This window comes from Rhodococcus sp. SBT000017 (assembly GCF_003688915.1).
In the GTDB taxonomy this organism is placed as follows: Bacteria; Actinomycetota; Actinomycetes; order Mycobacteriales; family Mycobacteriaceae; genus Rhodococcoides.
Genome location: NZ_REFU01000002.1, coordinates 615,497 through 633,648, shown reverse-complemented (window position 1 = coordinate 633,648; position 18,152 = coordinate 615,497). Strand labels below are relative to the sequence as shown.

Annotated in this window: 16 protein-coding genes; all 16 read left to right on the top strand. The window is 64.4% G+C overall.

What is annotated here, in order from left to right; translation table 11 throughout:
* The first annotated feature begins 131 nt into the window (after positions 1 to 131).
* The 16 genes from AYK61_RS24100 (at position 132) to AYK61_RS24025 (ending at position 17,881) form a co-directional block, all read left to right on the top strand.
* Positions 132 to 884, top strand: a complete 753-nt coding sequence (locus AYK61_RS24100) for a CHRD domain-containing protein (protein WP_121873413.1) — start codon at positions 132 to 134, stop codon at positions 882 to 884.
* Positions 885 to 958: 74 nt separating this feature from the next.
* Positions 959 to 1,486 (top strand): class F sortase, encoded by a 528-nt coding sequence (locus AYK61_RS24095; protein WP_259468260.1) that lies wholly within the window; start codon positions 959 to 961, stop codon positions 1,484 to 1,486.
* A gap of 328 nt (positions 1,487 to 1,814) precedes the next feature.
* Positions 1,815 to 2,396 (top strand): 50S ribosomal protein L10, encoded by a 582-nt coding sequence (gene rplJ / locus AYK61_RS24090; protein ID WP_008713855.1) that lies wholly within the window; start codon positions 1,815 to 1,817, stop codon positions 2,394 to 2,396.
* A gap of 90 nt (positions 2,397 to 2,486) precedes the next feature.
* Complete coding sequence (gene rplL / locus AYK61_RS24085; RefSeq protein WP_008713856.1) at positions 2,487 to 2,873, top strand: 50S ribosomal protein L7/L12; 387 nt, start codon at positions 2,487 to 2,489, stop codon at positions 2,871 to 2,873.
* Positions 2,874 to 3,316: 443 nt separating this feature from the next.
* Positions 3,317 to 4,477, top strand: coding sequence for an ABC transporter ATP-binding protein (locus AYK61_RS24080; protein ID WP_008713858.1), 1,161 nt, complete (start codon positions 3,317 to 3,319; stop codon positions 4,475 to 4,477).
* Between the two features lie 5 nt (positions 4,478 to 4,482).
* Entirely contained in the window at positions 4,483 to 5,277 is a 795-nt protein-coding gene (locus tag AYK61_RS24075) for an ABC transporter permease (RefSeq protein WP_008713860.1), read from the top strand.
* 5 nt (positions 5,278 to 5,282) lie between these two features.
* Positions 5,283 to 6,143, top strand: a complete 861-nt coding sequence (locus AYK61_RS24070; protein ID WP_008713863.1) for an ABC transporter permease — start codon at positions 5,283 to 5,285, stop codon at positions 6,141 to 6,143.
* Complete coding sequence (locus AYK61_RS24065) at positions 6,140 to 7,495, top strand: MCE family protein (protein ID WP_008713865.1); 1,356 nt, start codon at positions 6,140 to 6,142, stop codon at positions 7,493 to 7,495. The genes AYK61_RS24070 and AYK61_RS24065 overlap by 4 nt, the downstream gene beginning before the upstream one ends.
* Positions 7,492 to 8,562 (top strand): MCE family protein, encoded by a 1,071-nt coding sequence (locus tag AYK61_RS24060; RefSeq protein ID WP_121873412.1) that lies wholly within the window; start codon positions 7,492 to 7,494, stop codon positions 8,560 to 8,562. The genes AYK61_RS24065 and AYK61_RS24060 overlap by 4 nt, the downstream gene beginning before the upstream one ends.
* Entirely contained in the window at positions 8,559 to 9,557 is a 999-nt protein-coding gene (locus AYK61_RS24055; protein WP_008713869.1) for an MCE family protein, read from the top strand. The genes AYK61_RS24060 and AYK61_RS24055 overlap by 4 nt, the downstream gene beginning before the upstream one ends.
* Positions 9,557 to 10,840: an MCE family protein gene (locus AYK61_RS24050; protein ID WP_008713871.1), complete on the top strand. Its 1,284-nt coding sequence runs from the start codon at positions 9,557 to 9,559 to the stop codon at positions 10,838 to 10,840. The genes AYK61_RS24055 and AYK61_RS24050 overlap by 1 nt, the downstream gene beginning before the upstream one ends.
* Before the next feature lie 29 nt (positions 10,841 to 10,869).
* Positions 10,870 to 12,138 (top strand): MCE family protein, encoded by a 1,269-nt coding sequence (locus tag AYK61_RS24045; RefSeq protein WP_027498220.1) that lies wholly within the window; start codon positions 10,870 to 10,872, stop codon positions 12,136 to 12,138.
* Positions 12,135 to 13,382: an MCE family protein gene (locus AYK61_RS24040; protein ID WP_008713875.1), complete on the top strand. Its 1,248-nt coding sequence runs from the start codon at positions 12,135 to 12,137 to the stop codon at positions 13,380 to 13,382. Before AYK61_RS24045 ends, AYK61_RS24040 begins: the two co-directional genes overlap by 4 nt.
* An 84-nt stretch (positions 13,383 to 13,466) precedes the next feature.
* Positions 13,467 to 14,174, top strand: a complete 708-nt coding sequence (locus tag AYK61_RS24035; RefSeq protein WP_121873411.1) for a hypothetical protein — start codon at positions 13,467 to 13,469, stop codon at positions 14,172 to 14,174.
* Positions 14,175 to 14,231: 57 nt separating this feature from the next.
* Positions 14,232 to 15,089, top strand: a complete 858-nt coding sequence (locus AYK61_RS24030; protein ID WP_121873410.1) for a hypothetical protein — start codon at positions 14,232 to 14,234, stop codon at positions 15,087 to 15,089.
* 215 nt (positions 15,090 to 15,304) lie between these two features.
* Complete coding sequence (locus AYK61_RS24025) at positions 15,305 to 17,881, top strand: aminotransferase class III-fold pyridoxal phosphate-dependent enzyme (RefSeq protein WP_121873608.1); 2,577 nt, start codon at positions 15,305 to 15,307, stop codon at positions 17,879 to 17,881.
* Positions 17,882 to 18,152 lie beyond the last annotated feature (271 nt).

Here is an 18,152-nt window from a genome sequence, read left to right as displayed (position 1 = left end):
TCGACGGACCCCCGGACGTTCATATCCGAGACTGGAGTATTTCTTTACCGAATTTTGAACATCGTGGCATCGACCGTCGTACACCTCTGCACGGGCTCGCCTGCCCGATACTCCCACGGAAGGCCCACGAGATGACCAGACGCTCGATCACCCGCCCGACCATGTCCGTCCGCGGCACCGCCACCGCAGTCGTCGGCGGCACGGCCGCTGCACTGATGCTGTTCACCGCGGCCCCGGCCGGTGCCGATACCCCCGTTGCCGAACCGGACTCGTTCACCAGCGCGTTCACCGCGATGGCAACTCCCGACCAGGTGGTGAACGGCGACGGTGTCGCCACTCCGGGCCAGCCGGGCGCGACGGGCACGTTCACGCTGCGCATCAATTCCGATCTCGACATCGTCTGCTACGACATCGCGCTCGACGGCGTCACCGGCGATTACATGAGCCCGGCCAAGACCGCCACGCACATTCACGAGGCGGCGGCGGGTGCTGCGGGACCTCCGCGTCTGGCGTTCCCGAACCCGACCCCGATCGGCGACGGCCCGCGTACCAGCAGCGGCTGCATGCAGGGACCGTTCACCACCGGTCTGACTCCGGCCGGTGCCGACGCCGACAGCGGTACCGGGTTCACTCTCGATCAGATCGAAGCCGATCCCGCGGCCTTCGCCGCCGACACCCACACCGTCGACTTCGCGGCGGGAGCGGTGCGCGGCCAGCTCAGCCAGATTCCGGTCGGGTCCGTTGCGACCGGTGGCGGTGGATCGGCGCTCGCCGCGGCCGATTCGGCGTCGAGTTCGGTGCTGCCCGTCGTCGGCGCGGTGGCTCTGGGTGCGATGGTCGTCGCGGGCGTGACGTTCGCGGCACGACGCGAGGTGCGGAGCTGAGATATTCGGTTCTGATCGCGGCCACGGCGGTGGTGGTGGCGGCGGGGTGCTCCTCACCACCGCCACCGTCCCCGGTGGCGTCCCCGATTCCGGCCGCCCCTGAGTCCTCGCAGCCGTCGTCGGGTGCTGCCCCGGCTGCGCCCGCGGCGGACTCGGCGCGACCGGCCCCTGCGCGGGTGAGCGCCCCGGACATCGGTCTGGACGAGCCGTTGATCGAACTGGGTCTCACCGAATCGGGGGAGATGCAGGTGCCCACCGACTACGACGACGTCGGGTGGTTCACCGGAGGTGGCCGACCCGGCGCGATCGGCAGTCCGACGGTGATAGCCGGGCACGTCGACTCGACGACCGGTCCCGCGGTGTTCGATCGATTGTCCGAACTCGGAATCGGCGATGTCGTTGCGGTGGACGACGAGGCGGGTGGCCGAGCCGAGTACCGCATCGACGAGATCGGTGACTACGGCAAAGTGGAGTTCCCGACGGTGCAGGTCTTCGGGGCGGTGCCCACCGACGAGATCAGGCTGATCACGTGCTCGGGCGACTTCGACGCCTCGGTGGGCAGTTACGAGCGCAACCTCGTCGTCTACGGAGTGCGGCAATAGCCCAGCGTTTTGGAGTTGACGCGGAGGATGTTGTAACCTGAACAACGGTTCGGATCACGAGTGCTCGCACTCCGGTCCATACCGCCCAATCAAGTTCTACCCAAGACCGTTGGTCACCGCCTTCTCGAAGGATTCACTTCCGGGAGTTGCGCGGTTGAAGGTCCGAGATCGTGTCGGACGGCCCACGCAGGAGAACGAGGTAGGGAACCTGTCTGCAGTCCTCGCGACTGCCTGCTCGTTCACGCCCCGTGTGCTTCTTGCGCCGGGGCGTTCGTCGTTTTCCGGCCCTCTCGCGATCGACACAACTTCCCACGAGAGGAGGCGAAGTATGGCAAAGCCCGAAAAGGTCTCAGCAGTATCGGAGATCACCGAACAGTTCAAGGGTTCGACGGCTGCCGTCGTCACGGAATACCGTGGCCTGTCGGTGTCCGGTCTGACTCAGCTCCGGCGTGCGCTCGGCGAAGGTGCCACGTACTCCGTCGCCAAGAACACCCTGGTCAAGCGCGCAGCGGCCGAGGCAGGTATTACCGGCCTCGACGAGTTGTTCGTCGGACCGACCGCCATTGCATTCATCAAGGGCGAGCCGGTCGACGCAGCGAAGGCCATCAAGGCCTTCGCGAAGGACAACAAGGCCTTGATCGTCAAGGGCGGCTACATGGACGGCGCAACGCTGTCCGTGGAAGAGATCAACAAGATCGCAGACCTCGAGTCGCGCGAAATCCTGTTGGCCAAGCTCGCCGGCGCCATGAAGGGCAACTTGTCGAAGGCTGCAGGCCTGTTCAACGCTCCCGCATCGCAGTTCGCGCGTCTGGCGTTCGCGTTGCAGGAGAAGAAGGCTGCCGGCGCACCCGCCGCAGCCGAGGCACCTGCAGAAACAGAAGCACCGGCGGAAGCTCCCGCCGAAAGCTGATCCGCTGGTATTGGCGTACAGCTCAGCTCCACACCATCAACACCATGCCGCGGATCAGCGGTTAGGTACTTACAGGAAGGACCCGCCACCATGGCGAAGCTCAGCACCGAAGAATTGCTCGACCAGTTCAAGGAGCTCACTCTCCTCGAGCTCAGCGAGTTCGTGAAGGCATTCGAGGAGACCTTCGAGGTCACCGCAGCTGCCCCCGTCGCCGTTGCTGCTGCAGGCGGCGGCGCAGCCCCCGCCGAGGCTGCTGAAGAGCAGGACGAGTTCGACGTCGTCCTCGAGTCGGCCGGCGACAAGAAGATCCAGGTCATCAAGGTCGTCCGTGAGGTCGTTTCCGGCCTGGGCCTGAAGGAAGCCAAGGATCTCGTCGAGAGCGCTCCGAAGGCAATTCTGGAGAAGGTTGCCAAGGACGCAGCCGACGCCGCCAAGGAGAAGCTGGAAGCTGCCGGCGCGAAGATCTCCGTCAAGTAGGACCGCTTCGTTGCAGTCGTGCTTCGTGCTCTGAACGCACGAGCGCAAGAAGGGCCGTTCCCACCTCGGTGGGGACGGCCCTTCTTCTGTTCTCGGACACCGCACGGGGTGCACCGTTGTGATCGATCACGGACTCCTGCAAATCGCGTGACACCGGCCTTGTGCCCCTGTTTACTCGGTTTCGCCGAAGTCCAAAGCATTCCGAAGGGTTTCGGCGGTCATTGTTTGTGGCGTGTCACAGCTTTGTGACGCAGGGACTTGTCACAGTTCTGGCGAGTCGCCGACCGTGTCGCGTGAGATGAGCCACACTGATGCAAGCTCTACAGCCTGACTCGGGGAAGTTCTTACTGGGCGGTAAGCTCCCGTGTCGGTGCGGACACGTGCATGGGATACAGTGACACAACCCACATCCGGGTCGATGTGTACGAATTGTGGAGGTCAGCGTGGGAGTCGAGGTTTCGGTCGAGGGATTGACCAAGTCTTTCGGGGTACAGAAGATCTGGCAGGACGTGACGTTGACCCTGCCGAAGGGTGAGGTCAGTGCGCTCCTCGGTCCTTCCGGTACCGGCAAGTCGGTCTTCCTGAAGTCCTTGATCGGCCTCCTGCGTCCCGAACAGGGCAAGATATTCATCGACGGAACCGACATCCTGCAGTGCTCCTCCCGTGAGCTCTACGAGATCAGGAAGCTCTTCGGGGTGCTGTTCCAGGACGGCGCACTGTTCGGCTCGATGAACCTCTACGACAATGTCGCGTTCCCGCTCCGCGAGCACACGAAGAAGTCCGAGTCCGACATCCGCAAGATCGTCATGGAGAAGTTGGAACTGACGGGTCTGCTCGGTGCCGAGGACAAGCTGCCCGGCGAGATCTCCGGCGGTATGCGTAAGCGCGCCGGTCTCGCCCGCGCTCTGGTTCTCGATCCCGAGATCATCCTGGTCGACGAGCCGGACTCCGGCCTCGATCCCGTTCGCACTACGTACATCTCGCAGACCCTGATCGACATCAACGCCGAGATCGACGCCACGATCCTGATCGTGTCGCACAACATCAACCTCGCTCGGACGGTGCCCGACAACATCGGCATGCTCTTCCGTCGCCAGCTGGTCATGTTCGGCCCCCGCGAGGTGCTCCTGACGAGCGACGAGCCGGTAGTCAAGCAGTTCCTCAACGGAACGATGATCGGTCCGATCGGCATGTCGGAGGAGAAGGACGAGGCGCAGATGGCGCAGGAGCAGGCCATGGTCGACGCCGGCCACCACGCCGGCGGCGTCGACGACGTCGAAGGCATCGTGCCGCAGATGAAGGCCACTCCCGGAACTCCGGTGCGCGAAGCCGTCGGGCGTAGGCAGGAGCGCGTCCGCCAGATCATGCACACCCTGCCGCACAATGCCCAGGTTGCGATCCAGGAAAGCCTCGACACCACCGACCCGGGTCAGCGTTACCCCGCGTATGCAGACCAGCAGCAGGGTTACGACCAGCAGGGATACGACCACCAGGGTTACGACCACCAGGGTTACGACCAGCAGAGTTACGACCAGCAGAGTTACAGCGGGCAAGGTCATGATCAGCAGGGCTACCAAGCTCCAACACAAGGTCGGGGTCAATAGCAGACATGGGGGGATCGAAGAAGTCCGCGTTCGCTCCGGCGAGCGCCGCTCTGACACAAGCCGGCAATATCGTCGAACTGTTCGTCGAGGTGGTTCGCAACACCTTCCGTAGGCCGTTCCAGTTCCGCGAGTTCATCGAGCAGGCCTGGTTCATCGCCAGCGTCACGATTCTGCCGACGGCGCTCGTCGCCATTCCGTTCGGCGCGGTCGTGGCGCTGCAGACCGGATCGCTCATCAAGCAGCTCGGTGCCGAGTCGTTCACGGGTGCGGCCAGCGTGCTCGCGGTCATCCAGCAGGGCAGTCCGATCGTGACCGCACTGCTGGTGGCCGGCGCTGCCGGTTCTGCTGTGACTGCAGACCTCGGCTCGCGCACCATCCGCGAGGAGATCGACGCCATGCGAGTGCTGGGTATCGACCCGGTACATCGTCTCGTCGTTCCCCGAGTGCTCGCGATGATCCTCGTCGCACTTTTGCTCAACGGCCTGGTCTCGGTCGTCGGCATCGCCGGCGGCTACTTCTTCAACGTGATCCTCCAGGGCGGCACCCCCGGTGCATATCTGGCGTCGTTCTCGTTTTTGGCCCAGCTGCCGGATCTGTATGTCGCCGAGGCGAAAGCAGCAATCTTCGGACTCATCGCGGGCATCATCGCCTCCTACAAGGGCCTCAATCCCAACCCCGGACCCAAGGGCGTCGGCGAGGCAGTGAACCAGACGGTTGTCATCACGTTCCTGCTGCTCTTCTTCGCCAACCTCATCCTGACCCTGGTCTATCTCCAGGTCGTCCCAGCGAAGGGAGCGTAACCGCGATGACGATCGCAAGAGGTCGCGGTGACCGCACGCTGATGCGCGTCAAGCGCGTCGGCAACGCCCCGCTCAACGTGCTCGACCGCGCAGGCGAGCAAATGTCGTTCTACCTGCGGGCCATCGGGTGGATTCCCAAGACCGCAGTGCATTACAAGAAGGAGGTGCTCCGCCTGCTGGCGGAGGTCACCTTCGGCAGCGGTGCGCTCGCCGTCATCGGTGGGACCATCGGCGTGATCGTGATGATGTCCGGCTTCACCGGCATCGTCGTCGGTCTACAGGGCTATGCAGCCCTCGAACAGCTCGGTAGCTCCGTGCTCACCGGATTCCTGTCCGCGTACGTCAACACCCGTGAGATCGCGCCGATTGTCGCAGGACTGGCACTCTCGGCCACCGTCGGCTGTGGTTTCACCGCCCAGCTCGGTGCCATGCGAATCTCCGAGGAGATCGACGCGCTCGAGGTGATGGCCGTACCCAGCGTGCCGTTCCTCGTGACCACCCGCATGATCGCAGGCTTCGTGGCCGTCATCCCGCTGTACATCGTCGGGCTGTTGGCGTCGTACGTCGCATCCCGAGGGATCAGCACCGTTTTCAACGGGCAGTCCACGGGGTCCTACGACCACTACTTCAACCTCTTCCTACCTCCGGAAGACGTGTTGTATTCGTTCTTGAAGGTGCTGATATTCGCCTTCGTCCTGATCATGATCCACTGCTATTACGGCTACCACGCCTCTGGCGGACCTGCCGGTGTCGGCGTCGCAGTGGGCCGTGCCGTTCGTACCGCGATCGTCACGATCGCCGTACTGGACTTCTTCTTGAGCCTCGCCATCTGGGGCACGACCACCACAGTGAGGGTTGCGGGATGATCGACTCGCCGTCGCGACTGAAGCGAGTACTCCTCGGTTTGGCGTTCTTCCTGGTGCTCATCCTGTTCCTGGGGTGGAGCATCACGTCCTACAACAAGACGTTCAAAGATGTGGTGAAAGTCAGCCTCGAAACCGACTCGGTCGGCAACGCGCTGCCGATGAACGCGGATGTCAAGGTGCGCGGAATGATCGTGGGCGAGGTGCGCTCGGCGTCCACCGTCGACGGCGTCGTGACCTCGCAGCTCGCCATCGATCCGGACAAGGCACCGCTGATTCCGTCGAACGTGACGGCACGGTTGCTACCCAAGACACTGTTCGGTGAGCGCTACGTCTCGTTGATCGTGCCCGAGAACGATGCGGCGTCGCCGATCTCCGAGGGCACGGTCCTCAAACAGGACACCAGCGGAAACGCCATCGAGGTCGGGCAGTTGCTCGACGGCTTGCTTCCACTGCTGCAGGCGATTCCGCCACAGGATCTGGCGAACACCCTCGGGTCGTTGGCGCAGGGCCTCAGCGGGCGCGGTGAGCAACTGGGCCAGACCATCGACAACCTGACGAACATCGTGTCGGGTCTGAACACGGAGTTGCCGAACATCCAGCAGACGTTGGTCGGGCTGGCCGACTTCTCGCAGACCTACGCAGACGCGGCACCGGACTTGGTCTCGGCGCTGGACAACTTGCGGACGACGGGCAACACCGTGGTCGAGCGGCAGTCCAGCCTCGACACGCTGTACGGCTCCCTGACCTCGGCGTCGTACACCACTGCGGACTTTCTGCAGACCAACTCCGAGAACCTGATCGGATTGGCCGCGAACTCTCGGGAAGCGCTCGAGCTGCTGGCCGAGTTCTCCCCGACGTTCGGCTGCACGTTCACTTATTTCGCTGAAGGTGCCAGGCGCGGAAAAGTCGTACTCGGTGAGGGCGACGAGTACCCCGGCATCAACGTCTCCGCACCGTTCGTCAACCCGAAGGGTCGTTACTTGCCGAACCAGGACGAGCCGCGCTTGTTCGACGATCGCGGAGCCACCTGTTTCGAGCCCGCGGCGCCGGGGGAGTTCTTCCCGCAGTATCCGGGAGGCTCGATCAACGACGGTTCCTACCAGGTGCCGACCCGGAACCCGGGCCCGCAGGTGATCGAAGGACAGGGACCACCGAAGTCTGCCCAGAGTTCCATCGTTCCCGCCGTCTCCGCATCCGCGCAGCCGGCGAGCTACGAGGGCTCCGACTTCGAGCGCGACACTCTGGCCGTGATCTACGGACAGGCGAGTGGTGTTGCACCGGACAGTATTCCGTCGTGGGCGGCCGCTATCGGCGCACCGGCACTGAGAGGAGTGGAGGTGACCGTGCCATGAGAGGCCTTCTCGCGCCGATCATCAAGTTGGTCGTGTTCGCCGTGATCACGATCACTGCTACGGCCACCCTTGCCTTCACCATCGCCAATTCCAGCGGCGGCGGCGGCGGCACCAAGTTCTCGGCTGTGTTCACGGACGTCACGTCTCTCAACGAGGGCGACGAGATTCGTATCGCGGGCGTTCGTGTCGGCCAGGTCGACAAGATCGAGATCGCCAACGAGCGCGAAGCCAAGGTGGACTTCACTCTGAGCAGTCGTGATTGGCTCCCGGCCAGTTCGACGGCGACCATCCGATTCCGGAACCTGGTGGGCCAGCGCTACATCGCCATCGAGCAGGGTTCGGGAGACCAGGGTCGGAAGATCACCGACGGTGCCACCATTCCGTTGGAGCGGACCAAGCCTGCGGTGAACCTGACCACGCTCTTCGACGGCTTCCGCCCGCTGTTCACCACGCTCAGCTCCGATGACGTCAACAAGCTGTCGTACCAGATCATTCAGGTGTTCCAGGGGGAGTCGGGCACCATCAACGAACTGGTCACCAATACGGCGACCCTGACCAACACCGTCGCCGACAAGGATCAGGTCATCGGGCAGGTCATCACCAATCTGAACAACGTGTTGGAGACGGTGAACCAGAACGACGGGCAGCTCGACAGCCTGATCGTCAACACGCAGCAGCTCGTCTCGGGCCTGTCGGCCGACCGTGGTGTCGTCGGCTCCGCCGTGACGTCGCTCGCCGGCCTGACCAACGCGACCGCCGACCTGCTCGAGCCGACCAGGCCGTCGATCCAGGGTTCGGTGACTGCGTTGAACACGTTGGCCGAGACAGTCAACCGACGAAGCGACGACGTGGACACGGTCCTCGGAATTCTGCCCGTCAAACTCGAGAAGCTCATTCGCACGGCCCAGCAGGGATCCTGGTTCACCTTCTATCTGTGCGGTATCGACATCGTCGCCGGACCGGGTAGTTCGCCGAATCTGAATCTGCCGACCGGGCTGCCGACCGTCAACCAGCCGCTGTACACGAACTCCGCAGCGCGTTGCAAAGCTGGGGGGATCAAGCAATGAAATCTCGTCGTAGTCCGGCCACCATCGGTGCGCTCGGTATCGCAATCATCCTGCTCGCCACGATGTCGGTCTTCTTTCTCGACCGGCTCCCGATCATCGGTGCGGGTTCGGTGTACACCGCCGAGTTCAGCGAGGCAGCAGGGCTCAAGCCGCCCAACGAGGTCCGTATCGCGGGCGTGAAGGTCGGCAAGGTCACCGATGTGCGTCTCGACGGCGACCGGGTGCTCGTGGACTTCACGGTCAAGGACGCCTGGGTCGGCAACGAGTCGCGAGCGGCCATCGCCATCAAGACTGTGCTGGGGCAGAAATATCTGGCGCTCGACCCGAGCGGTCCGGAGACGTTGAGCCCCAAGGACCCGATTCCGCTCGAGCGCACCACGTCCCCGTACGACGTGATCGACGCGTTCTCCGCTGCGGCCTCGACCATCAGCGACATCGACACCGATCAGCTGGCGACGAGCATGCGGACCCTGTCCGAGGCGTTCTCCGAGACGCCTGCGAACATCCGTGCCTCGCTCGACGGTGTGACTCGGTTATCGCAGACCGTGGCCAGCCGTGACGAGGAACTGAAGAAGCTGTTCGAGGCCACCGGCGAGACCTCGAAGGTGCTGGCCGACCGCAACGAGCAGTTCAACCAACTGATCACCGACGCGGGCCCGCTTCTCGAAGAGCTCAACAATCGGCAGCAGGCCATCTCGCAGCTGCTCACCGGCACTCAGCGAGTGTCGCAAGAGCTGACCGGCCTGGTTCGCGACAACGAGGCCACCATCAACCCGATGTTGCAGCAGCTCAACGGCACCATCGAGATCCTGCAGCGCAACAACGACAACCTCGACCGTGCGCTGAAGCTGTACGAACCGTTCATTCGGCTGTACACGAACCTGACCGGCAACGGCCGGTGGATAGACATCACGCTGGCAAACCTCACACCGCCCGGAGTTCCGTTGATACCTGGTTACCGCCAGCCCTCGCTCGATACGTTGGCGGGGAACTGATGACAGACACGCAGACAGCACCGAGAAGCAAGAACAAGCTCGCGCTGATCGCCGTCGTCGTGACCGTGGCGCTCGTCCTCGCGGTCGCCGGCTGGTGGCTGTTCACCAGGGCCGGAACGACCAAGATCACCGCCTACTTCGACAAGTCGATCGGCATCTATTCCGGCTCGGAGGTGCGCGTGCTCGGCGTCAAGGTCGGCACGGTCGACTCGGTCACGCCGCAGGGCGAAGACGTGGAGGTCATTCTTCGCGTCGACCGTGGGGTCGACATTCCTGTGGACGCCAAGGCCGTCCAGGTCACCCCGTCGCTCGTCGCCGACCGCTACGTCCAGCTCTCGCCCGTCTACACCGGCGGCGACACCATGGCCGACGGCGCGACGATCGGTCGCGATCGCACCGCAACACCCGTCGAGGTCGACGAGCTGTACAAGTCCATCGACGACCTGTCCACCGCCCTCGGTCCGGACGGCGCGAACAAGGACGGCGCTCTCACCGATCTGGTCAACACCGGTGCAGCCAACCTCGACGGCAACGGTGAAGCGTTGGGCAACAGCATCACCCAGCTCTCGGCCGCCGGTCGAACGTTGAGTGACTCGCGCACCGACGTGTTCGACACGATCAAGAACCTGCAGACGTTCGTCAGCGCCTTGGCCGTCAACGATCAGCAGGTACGCAACTTCAACACCCAGTTGGCCGACCTGACCGGTTTCCTGTCGGGGCAGCGAGAGGACCTCGGAGCTGCACTCCAACAGCTGTCGGTCTCGCTCGGCGACGTGGCGACGTTCGTCGCGGACAACCGGACCCAACTGACCGATGCCGCGAACGGTCTCACGGTTCCGACGCAGACACTCGCCGACAACCGCGAGCAGCTGGTGCAAACGCTCACGTTGCTGCCGCTGGCCATCAGCAACCTGGTGAACGCGTACGACGCCGAGTCGGGAACGCTCGCCACGCGCGCCAATCTCCAGAACGAGACCCAGGATCCGCTCGGCACCGTGTGCAAGCTCCTCGATCTCGGCAAGCTCGTTCCCGGCGATCCGCGCTTCGAGGCCCTCGGTGCGCAGATTCAGCCGATCATCGATCAGTGCGCCAACATCACCACGATGATCCAGGCCCCGATCACCGACCAGAACCGGATCGTGCTGCCGTTCGGTGTTCTCACCAACGACATCGAGCAGAACGTATCCGTTCCCGGCACCGTGCCTGGCGTCGTCTCGCCCAGGCTCGGAAACAGCTCGATGCCCGGACTGGAGCAGTCGTACATCGGAGGTGGGGGACAGTGAGAACCTCTGTGAATCGGAATCGAGCTCGAGTGAAGCGTTCTTTGGTGGTCGGAGCCGGTGCGTGCGTGGTGGCGCTGTCGGCCGGAGCATGCTCGTCGGCCGGCATCTACGCGATACCGCTGCCCGGCGGTGCCGACGTCGGTGAGAACCCGTTGAACCTGACGGTGCAGTTCGACGACGTACTGGACCTCGTCCCGCAGTCGACCGTGAAGGTCGACGGCGTCTCGGTCGGCCGCGTCGACTCGATAACGGTCCCGAACGACGGCTGGACCGCCGACGTCAACGTCATCTTGAATTCCGACGTCGACCTTCCGGCCAACGCGATCGCATCGGTGCAACAGACCAACCTGCTGGGCGAGAAGTTCGTGCAGCTCTCGGCACCTCCTGGCGACGAGGAAGCAGCGCGTCTGCAGGACGGGGCCACGATCCCGCTCGATCGCACCCGCCATGCCACCGATATCGAACAGGTACTCGGTGCGCTCTCGCTGCTGCTCAACGGCGGCGGTGTCGGGCAGCTCTCGCCGATCGTCAAGGAACTGAGCACGGCGTTCGACGGTCGCGAAGGCAGAACCAAAGAGCTTCTGCAGCAAGCGAACACCCTCATCGACGGCCTCAACCAGCAGCGTGACGACATCACCCGCGCCATCGACGGGCTGGACACTCTCAGCGGCCGCGTCAACACGCAGACCGACAAGATCGACGCAGTGCTGAAGGATCTGCCGATCGCCACCGAGGTTCTCGAGCAGCAGCGCCCGCAGCTGACCGAGATGCTCGGAGCGCTCGACCGTCTCGGAGCCGTCGGCACCGACGTGATCGACCGTTCCAAGGACGATCTCATCGCGGACCTGCGGGCACTACGCCCCACGCTCCAGGCCCTGGCCGATTCGGCGGACGACGTGGTGAGCTCGCTCGCGGTGATCCCCACCCTGCCGTTCGCGGACGGTACCGAGAAGATCATCGAGGGCAACTCGGCGAACCTGTTCCTTTCGCTCGACCTGTCGATCGGAACTGCGTTGCGCAACTTCGGCGTCGGGGAGGGCGATCCGGTCTACATCCAGCCCAAGTACGGCAACACGCTGCCCGTCGTCGACCCGTCGAATCCGTACTACAACGGCAACGGACCGCGCCCGGGTTGGCCGACGATCTCGCTGCTGCCGTTGCCGCCGATCATCCCGTCACCGGTTCCCGGTCCGGGTGCACCTGCGAACGAGCAGGCAGCGGCGGCCGCCGCGCCCGCACCGGCCGATCCGTTCGCACCGTTGAACGATCTGCTCGAGCGATTCGGAGTTGGACAGTGAGATCGAGACTGGTTCGCATTCAATTGGTCCTCTTCGTCGTGGTCGCTGTGGTGGGGTTGGTCTATGTCGGTGCCAAGTACGTGCGACTGGACAACATGCTCGGCTTCGGGCAGTACCAGGTCGATCTGAACCTCGCCGATTCCGGTGGCATCTTCTCCAACGCCGAGGTCACCTACCGAGGTGTCCCGGTGGGAACCGTCGGAGATCTGGAACTGACGGAAGACGGGATCCGAGTCGCGCTCATGCTCGACGACGGCGGCCCGGACATCCCAGCCGACACCAAGGCCGTCGTGGCCAACAGGTCGGCCATCGGTGAGCAGTACGTCGACCTGCAACCCGAGACCGACCAGGGCCCGTTCCTGGTCGACGGTTCGCAGATCGCGGAGGCCGACACCACTACACCCGTGCCGGTGGAACAGGTTCTCGCCAACGCGAACACGCTGGTTCGGTCGGTACCGCTGGATACGTTGACGCGAGTCGTCAACGAGCTCGGTGTGGCGTTCGACGGAAAGGGCACGGATCTTGCGTCTCTCGTCGATTCGCTCGGGAACATCTCCGAGGCAGGCAACGAGGCGCTGCCGCAGACGCTCGCGCTGGTGCGCGACGCGGTGCCAGTGCTGAACACGCAGTCCGAGCAGTCGGATCTGATTCGGCAGTTCAGCACCAGCTTGGATGAGGTGACGGCTCAGTTGAAGTCCAGCGATCCGGACATCCGTCGCCTGATCGACACCGGCACAGCGGCGGGCGATCAGCTCGGTGGTCTCATCACCGATGCCGGTCCGGCTCTGACGACCGATATCAACAACCTGGCACTAGTTGCTGCGCAGGCCGAACCCCGGTACGTCGCGCTTCGTCCGTTCCTGACGTTCCTGCCTGCCCTCGGTGCCGGCATCTCCACCATCGTCCCGGACGACGGCACGATCCATCAGGGCCTGTTGCTCGAGACCAACAACCCGCCCCCGTGCACGGTGGGCTACGAGGGCAGCCAGGCGATCCTCGACGAGGAGAAGCGCAAGAACCCGAACTTCGATCCGACTCGGGAGAATTACCCGCTGAACCTCGACGCGAACTGCGCCACACCGCAGGGCAGCGTGACGGGCGTTCGTAGTGCGAACCGCATCGTGTTCGCCGATCCGGATGTGCCGCAGCCGTGGGACCTCAAGCCCAAGGTCGATCCCGAGAAGTTGAACCTCAACCCGATCGCCACCCAGTTGGCACCGCTGATCGGCGTCACGCCGAAGTAGTGAAATCGGTGGAACTGCTGCTCAGCACTATCGTCGGGCCGAGAGTGGTTCGGCCGGATATTACCGAGTAGTAGGGTGGAAAGTGTGAACTCGAGCACCGAAGCCCTGGAGTCCTCAGCGACTCCAGGGCGTAACAAGACCGCGAAAATCCTCTTTGCCGTCGTCACGGTGATCGCCGTGGTGGCCCTCGCAGCGGCCGTGTTCTTCGGATACGGCTGGGGCAATGCGTTGCTGAGTCAGAAGCCCACCGCGGACACCCGCGACGCGGCTCTCACCGGCGCTCAGCAAGCGGCCGTCAACCTCAACACGGTCGACGCGGCCACCATCGATCAGTCGTTCGACAACATGAAGTCGTCCATCACCGGCGACCTGATGCTCAACGACCTCGAGCAGACGCGGTCGGGTATCACCGACCAGGTTCGTCAGTCCGGTGCCAGGAGCGAGGCCGAGGTGCTGCACGGCGCGCTGACAGAACTGAGCACGGACGAGAACACCGCCACGGCTCTGGTCGTCATCGCGACCACCACCACGTGGCCCGATCGCGTCGAGCGAAGCAAGCTGACGATGCGGCTGGCCATGGAAGAGGTCGACGGGGTGTGGAAGACCAACAAGGTCGACCCCATCGGTTCACGGATCTCGCTCGACAGTCCCAGCACCAATCCCGTCATCCCGACCGAACCCGGCGGCCCCGCCGATCCGAATGCCGCCGATCCGAATGCCGCCGATCCGAATGCGGCCGACCCCGGCACGGACGCGACGCCTGCTCCCGAGCCGGACTCCGGCGGTAACTGAGAATCCGGCAGTGGTGTTTTCCGTCTGTACCGAAGTGAGTTTCGAAGGAGTTCTGTAGTGCCTCCCCAGCGTCGCAAGATCGTTCCACCCACCACCACCAGCAAGGTTCGACGCAAGGTGGCCGGCACCGGGAAGCCGACTGCAGCCAACACCGACACGGCTTCGACCGACGCCGAGGGATCGGCGGCCGCCGAATCGCAGTCCATCACGACGCCGCCGCCGACCGAGCCGGTCCTCGACAAGCCCGCAACCGACAAGCCCGTGACCGAGAAGCCGTCACTCGAGAAGCCTTCGGTCGACAAGCCTGCAACCGACAAGCCTGCAACCGACAAGTCTGCAACCGACAAGTCTGCAACCGAGAAGCCTTCGGTCGACAAGCCTGCTGCCGACTCCATCGCAAGCGCCTCGTCCTCCGCACCGGTGTCGGGTATCGGCTACAAGCACGTGATCGTCGTCGCGGTGATTGCCGTGGTGCTCGGCGCGTTCGCTGCCGTTGCCGCGTTCAAGCCGTTCGCCACGATCGACAATGCGGCGTGGGTGGATTCCGCGGCCACCCAGGAGGTCACCTCGGCTGCGACCGATGCGCTGCAGACCCTGTACACGTACAAGGCCGAGACGATCGATGCCGATTTCGATGCGGCCCGCGCTGTTCTCAATCAGTCGATGCTCGACGAGTTCAACTCCACCGCTGAGACAACCAAATCTGCTGTGGTGCAAACGAGTACGGGTACCGAGGCCATGGTGACGGATATCGGTGTCACGCGGTTGGAGGACGACAAGGCCGAGCTGCTCGCCAATGTGAACATCAGCGCCACGCAGAACGGCGTCGCGTCGGGCAGCGCCGAGGGCCCGTTGACGGTGAACATGGAGAAGGTCGACGGCTCCTGGAAGCTCTCGGCCATCGACGATCAATAGTCGCTCCGACCAGTAGCTCGATCAAGCCCCGTTCGACGCAGCAGCCCTGCGTGGACGGGGTTTTTTCGTGTCGTTTTCGGCCATCTCTCACCGACTTCGGGCCGAGCTACCATCGCGTTTGCGTCCTGGTTGGGACGAGCCCTGGTTGTTCGGGACAACCATTTTCACGCTCGGACAGCCAGGGGTGGATCCGATGAAAACGGAGCATGCTGGTCATGACTGACACAACTATCGATTTTTCCGTGCTGGAATCCCGGTCCGGTCGATCGGGCTTTGCCGAGCACGTCAATCCCGAACTGTACCGCTTGTTGTCTGCGCTGAACCTGGATCGCGAGTACGTGCGCGGCGACGGGACGGTCCTGTTCGACGCCTCGGGCCGACGCTATCTCGACTTCGCGGGGGCGTACGGAGCCCTTCCGTTCGGGCACGGTCCCACTCCGATTTGGCAGGCGGTCAACGACGTTCGCTGCAGCGGGGAGGCAATTTTCGTGCAGCCCTCGGTGCTGAGCGCGGCCGGAGAATTGGCAGATCGGTTGGGGCGCATGGCCCCCGAGGGGTTGACGCGAACGACGTTCGTCAACAGTGGTACCGAGGCGACGGAGGTCGCGCTCAAGATCGCCCGAGCGCACACCGGGCGGCTGGGTGTGCTGACCACCGCGAACAGCTTCCACGGTAAGACCCTCGGTGCCTTGTCTGCGACGGGAAACATCAAGTATCAGAACGGTTTCGGCGCTCCAGTCGAGGGATTCGATCATATCGAGTTCGGGGATTCGGATGCGCTCGACGCGGCCCTGGCGGCGACACCCGGGCATTATGCAGTGTTTCTGGTGGAGCCGATTCAGGGTGAGGGTGGAGTGGTGTGCCCGCCCGACGGATACCTGCGCCGCGTGCGGGAGATCTGCGATCGGCACGGGGTGCTGATGGCACTCGACGAGGTGCAGACCGGGCTCGGCCGGACGGGCCGGATGTTCGCAGCCGAGCACGACGGCGTGGTGCCGGACATTCTTACTCTCGCCAAGGCGCTCGGTGGCGGGATCGTGCCGGTGGGCGCGGTGCTGAGCCGCCCGGAGTTGGTGGGGGAGAGCTTCGCGCTACGGCACACGTCGACCTTCGCGGGGAACGCGTTGGCTGCACGGGTGGGTGTCGCGGTACTCGAAGAACTGACTCGGGACGGCTGCGCGGTGGTGGAAAATGCGGCCGTACTCGGCCATCGGCTGAAGAACGATCTGAGCGCGCTGGCCGAGAAGTATCCGTCGGTGGTCACCGAGGTACGCGGCCGCGGACTGTTGCTGGGCATCGAACTCACCGCGGACGTGAACTTCGTCGGACGGCAGTCACTGCTCGGATCGATCGCAGATCAGCACAACCTCTCCGCGGTGATCTGCTCGTACCTGCTCAATGTCGAGGGGATCCGAGTGGCTCCGACTCTGTTCGGCAACAGGGTGATTCGCATCGAGCCGCCGCTCACGGTGTCCGGGGTGCAGTGCTCGCGTCTGGTCGCCGCACTGGACCGGGCGTTGGGCTACGCGGCAGCGGGAGACTTGGACGGATTGTTCGGGCACCTGTTGGGCCGTCCGACCGTCGCTACGCCGCCTGCCCTCGCGGCGCTGCGTCCCGGGCGTACCCCCGACATCGCGGTAGGGCCCACCGATCGACGTTTCGCGTTCATCGCGCATCCCCTCGATCTCGGGTTCTTCGCAGCATTCGACCCGGCGCTCGAGGTGTTCGACGACTCCGAGCGACAGGAGTTGCTCGAGCGGTTCGCGGCGTCGACGTCCGAGCTCGAACCCGCGTCGTTCGTCATCGGCAGCGGCCGGGTCGTCGGAGGCGGGGACGCGACGGCGCACGGTGATCTGATCGGGCTGCCGTACACCTCTCAGCAGTTGCTGCAGCTGCCGACCCAGCGTGCGCTGGCAGTGGTGGGCGGTGCCGTCGAGCTGGCGATCTCACGCGGTGCAACGGTCGTCGGGTTGGGCGGCTACTCGTCGGTGATCACCGGCAACGGGTTGGGTCTCGGCGCGACGACGCATCCCATCACCACCGGCAACACGTTCACCGCCGCGGCCAGTCTGCGGGCTGTTCGACGCGTGTGCCGTGAACGCGGAATCGATGTCGCGCGGGCTCGAGTGACGATTCTCGGTGCCGCCGGGGCGATCGGGCGAACCATCGGCAGGCAGTTGGCCGGCGAGGTCGGTGCCGTCGTGCTGGTCGGTAGGCAGGGGGAGAGCTCGGTGATCGCTCCCAAGCTGTGGGCGGCTGCGCAGGAGATGGTGGCGAGAGCTCGGGCGGGTGCGGGGTCGGGGGAGCTGGCCGCCGCCGCGCACGCTGTCGACGGTGATCTGGACGATCTGATCAGGTCGCGGCATCTGGAGTTCTTCACCGATCCCGTTGCTGCGGTGCATGATTCGTTGATCGTCATCGCTGCGACGTCGGCACCACATGCGTTGATCGATCCGACGGATCTGATGGAGGGTGCCATCGTCTGCGATGTGGCGCAGCCGCAGAATATCGGCCGGGACGTGCGAAGTGAGCGGCCGGACGTCACGGTGTTCGACGGCGGCATCGTGCAGGTGCCGTCGGGTTCGGATTTCGGGCTGACCTACGGGTTGGCTCCTGGGCTGACCTACGCCTGTATGGCCGAGACGATGCTGATCGCGTTGTCGGGTGAGTTCGGACTGCGCAGTATCGGGGCCACCCTCGACGGCGAGAGCGTCGAACGATTGGGTGAGTTGGCCGATCTGCACGGCTTCGCGCTCGCCGAGGCCACGCGGTGGCGGGAGAGCGCCCGGTAGTCGGCAGGGGCGGGGCGCGTCGGTGTCCCCGCCCCGCCTCGCCCCGCCCCCGCCCCTGCCGTCTGCGTCAATGGACCCTTGCATACGTCTCGGCGGTGCAGTGGTCCATCGACGCGACCGGTTCGAGTGTGGTCTCGGAAAACGGATCGGGCCGAACCTCTTGACGAAGGGGGCGGCACGGTTCAGTCTTGTCGTCAGGAGCACCCCCAGCGGTTCTGAAGCGCAGCGGCATCGGGCGTCCGGCAGGCGACACGCTTTCGTCGAGTCGGCG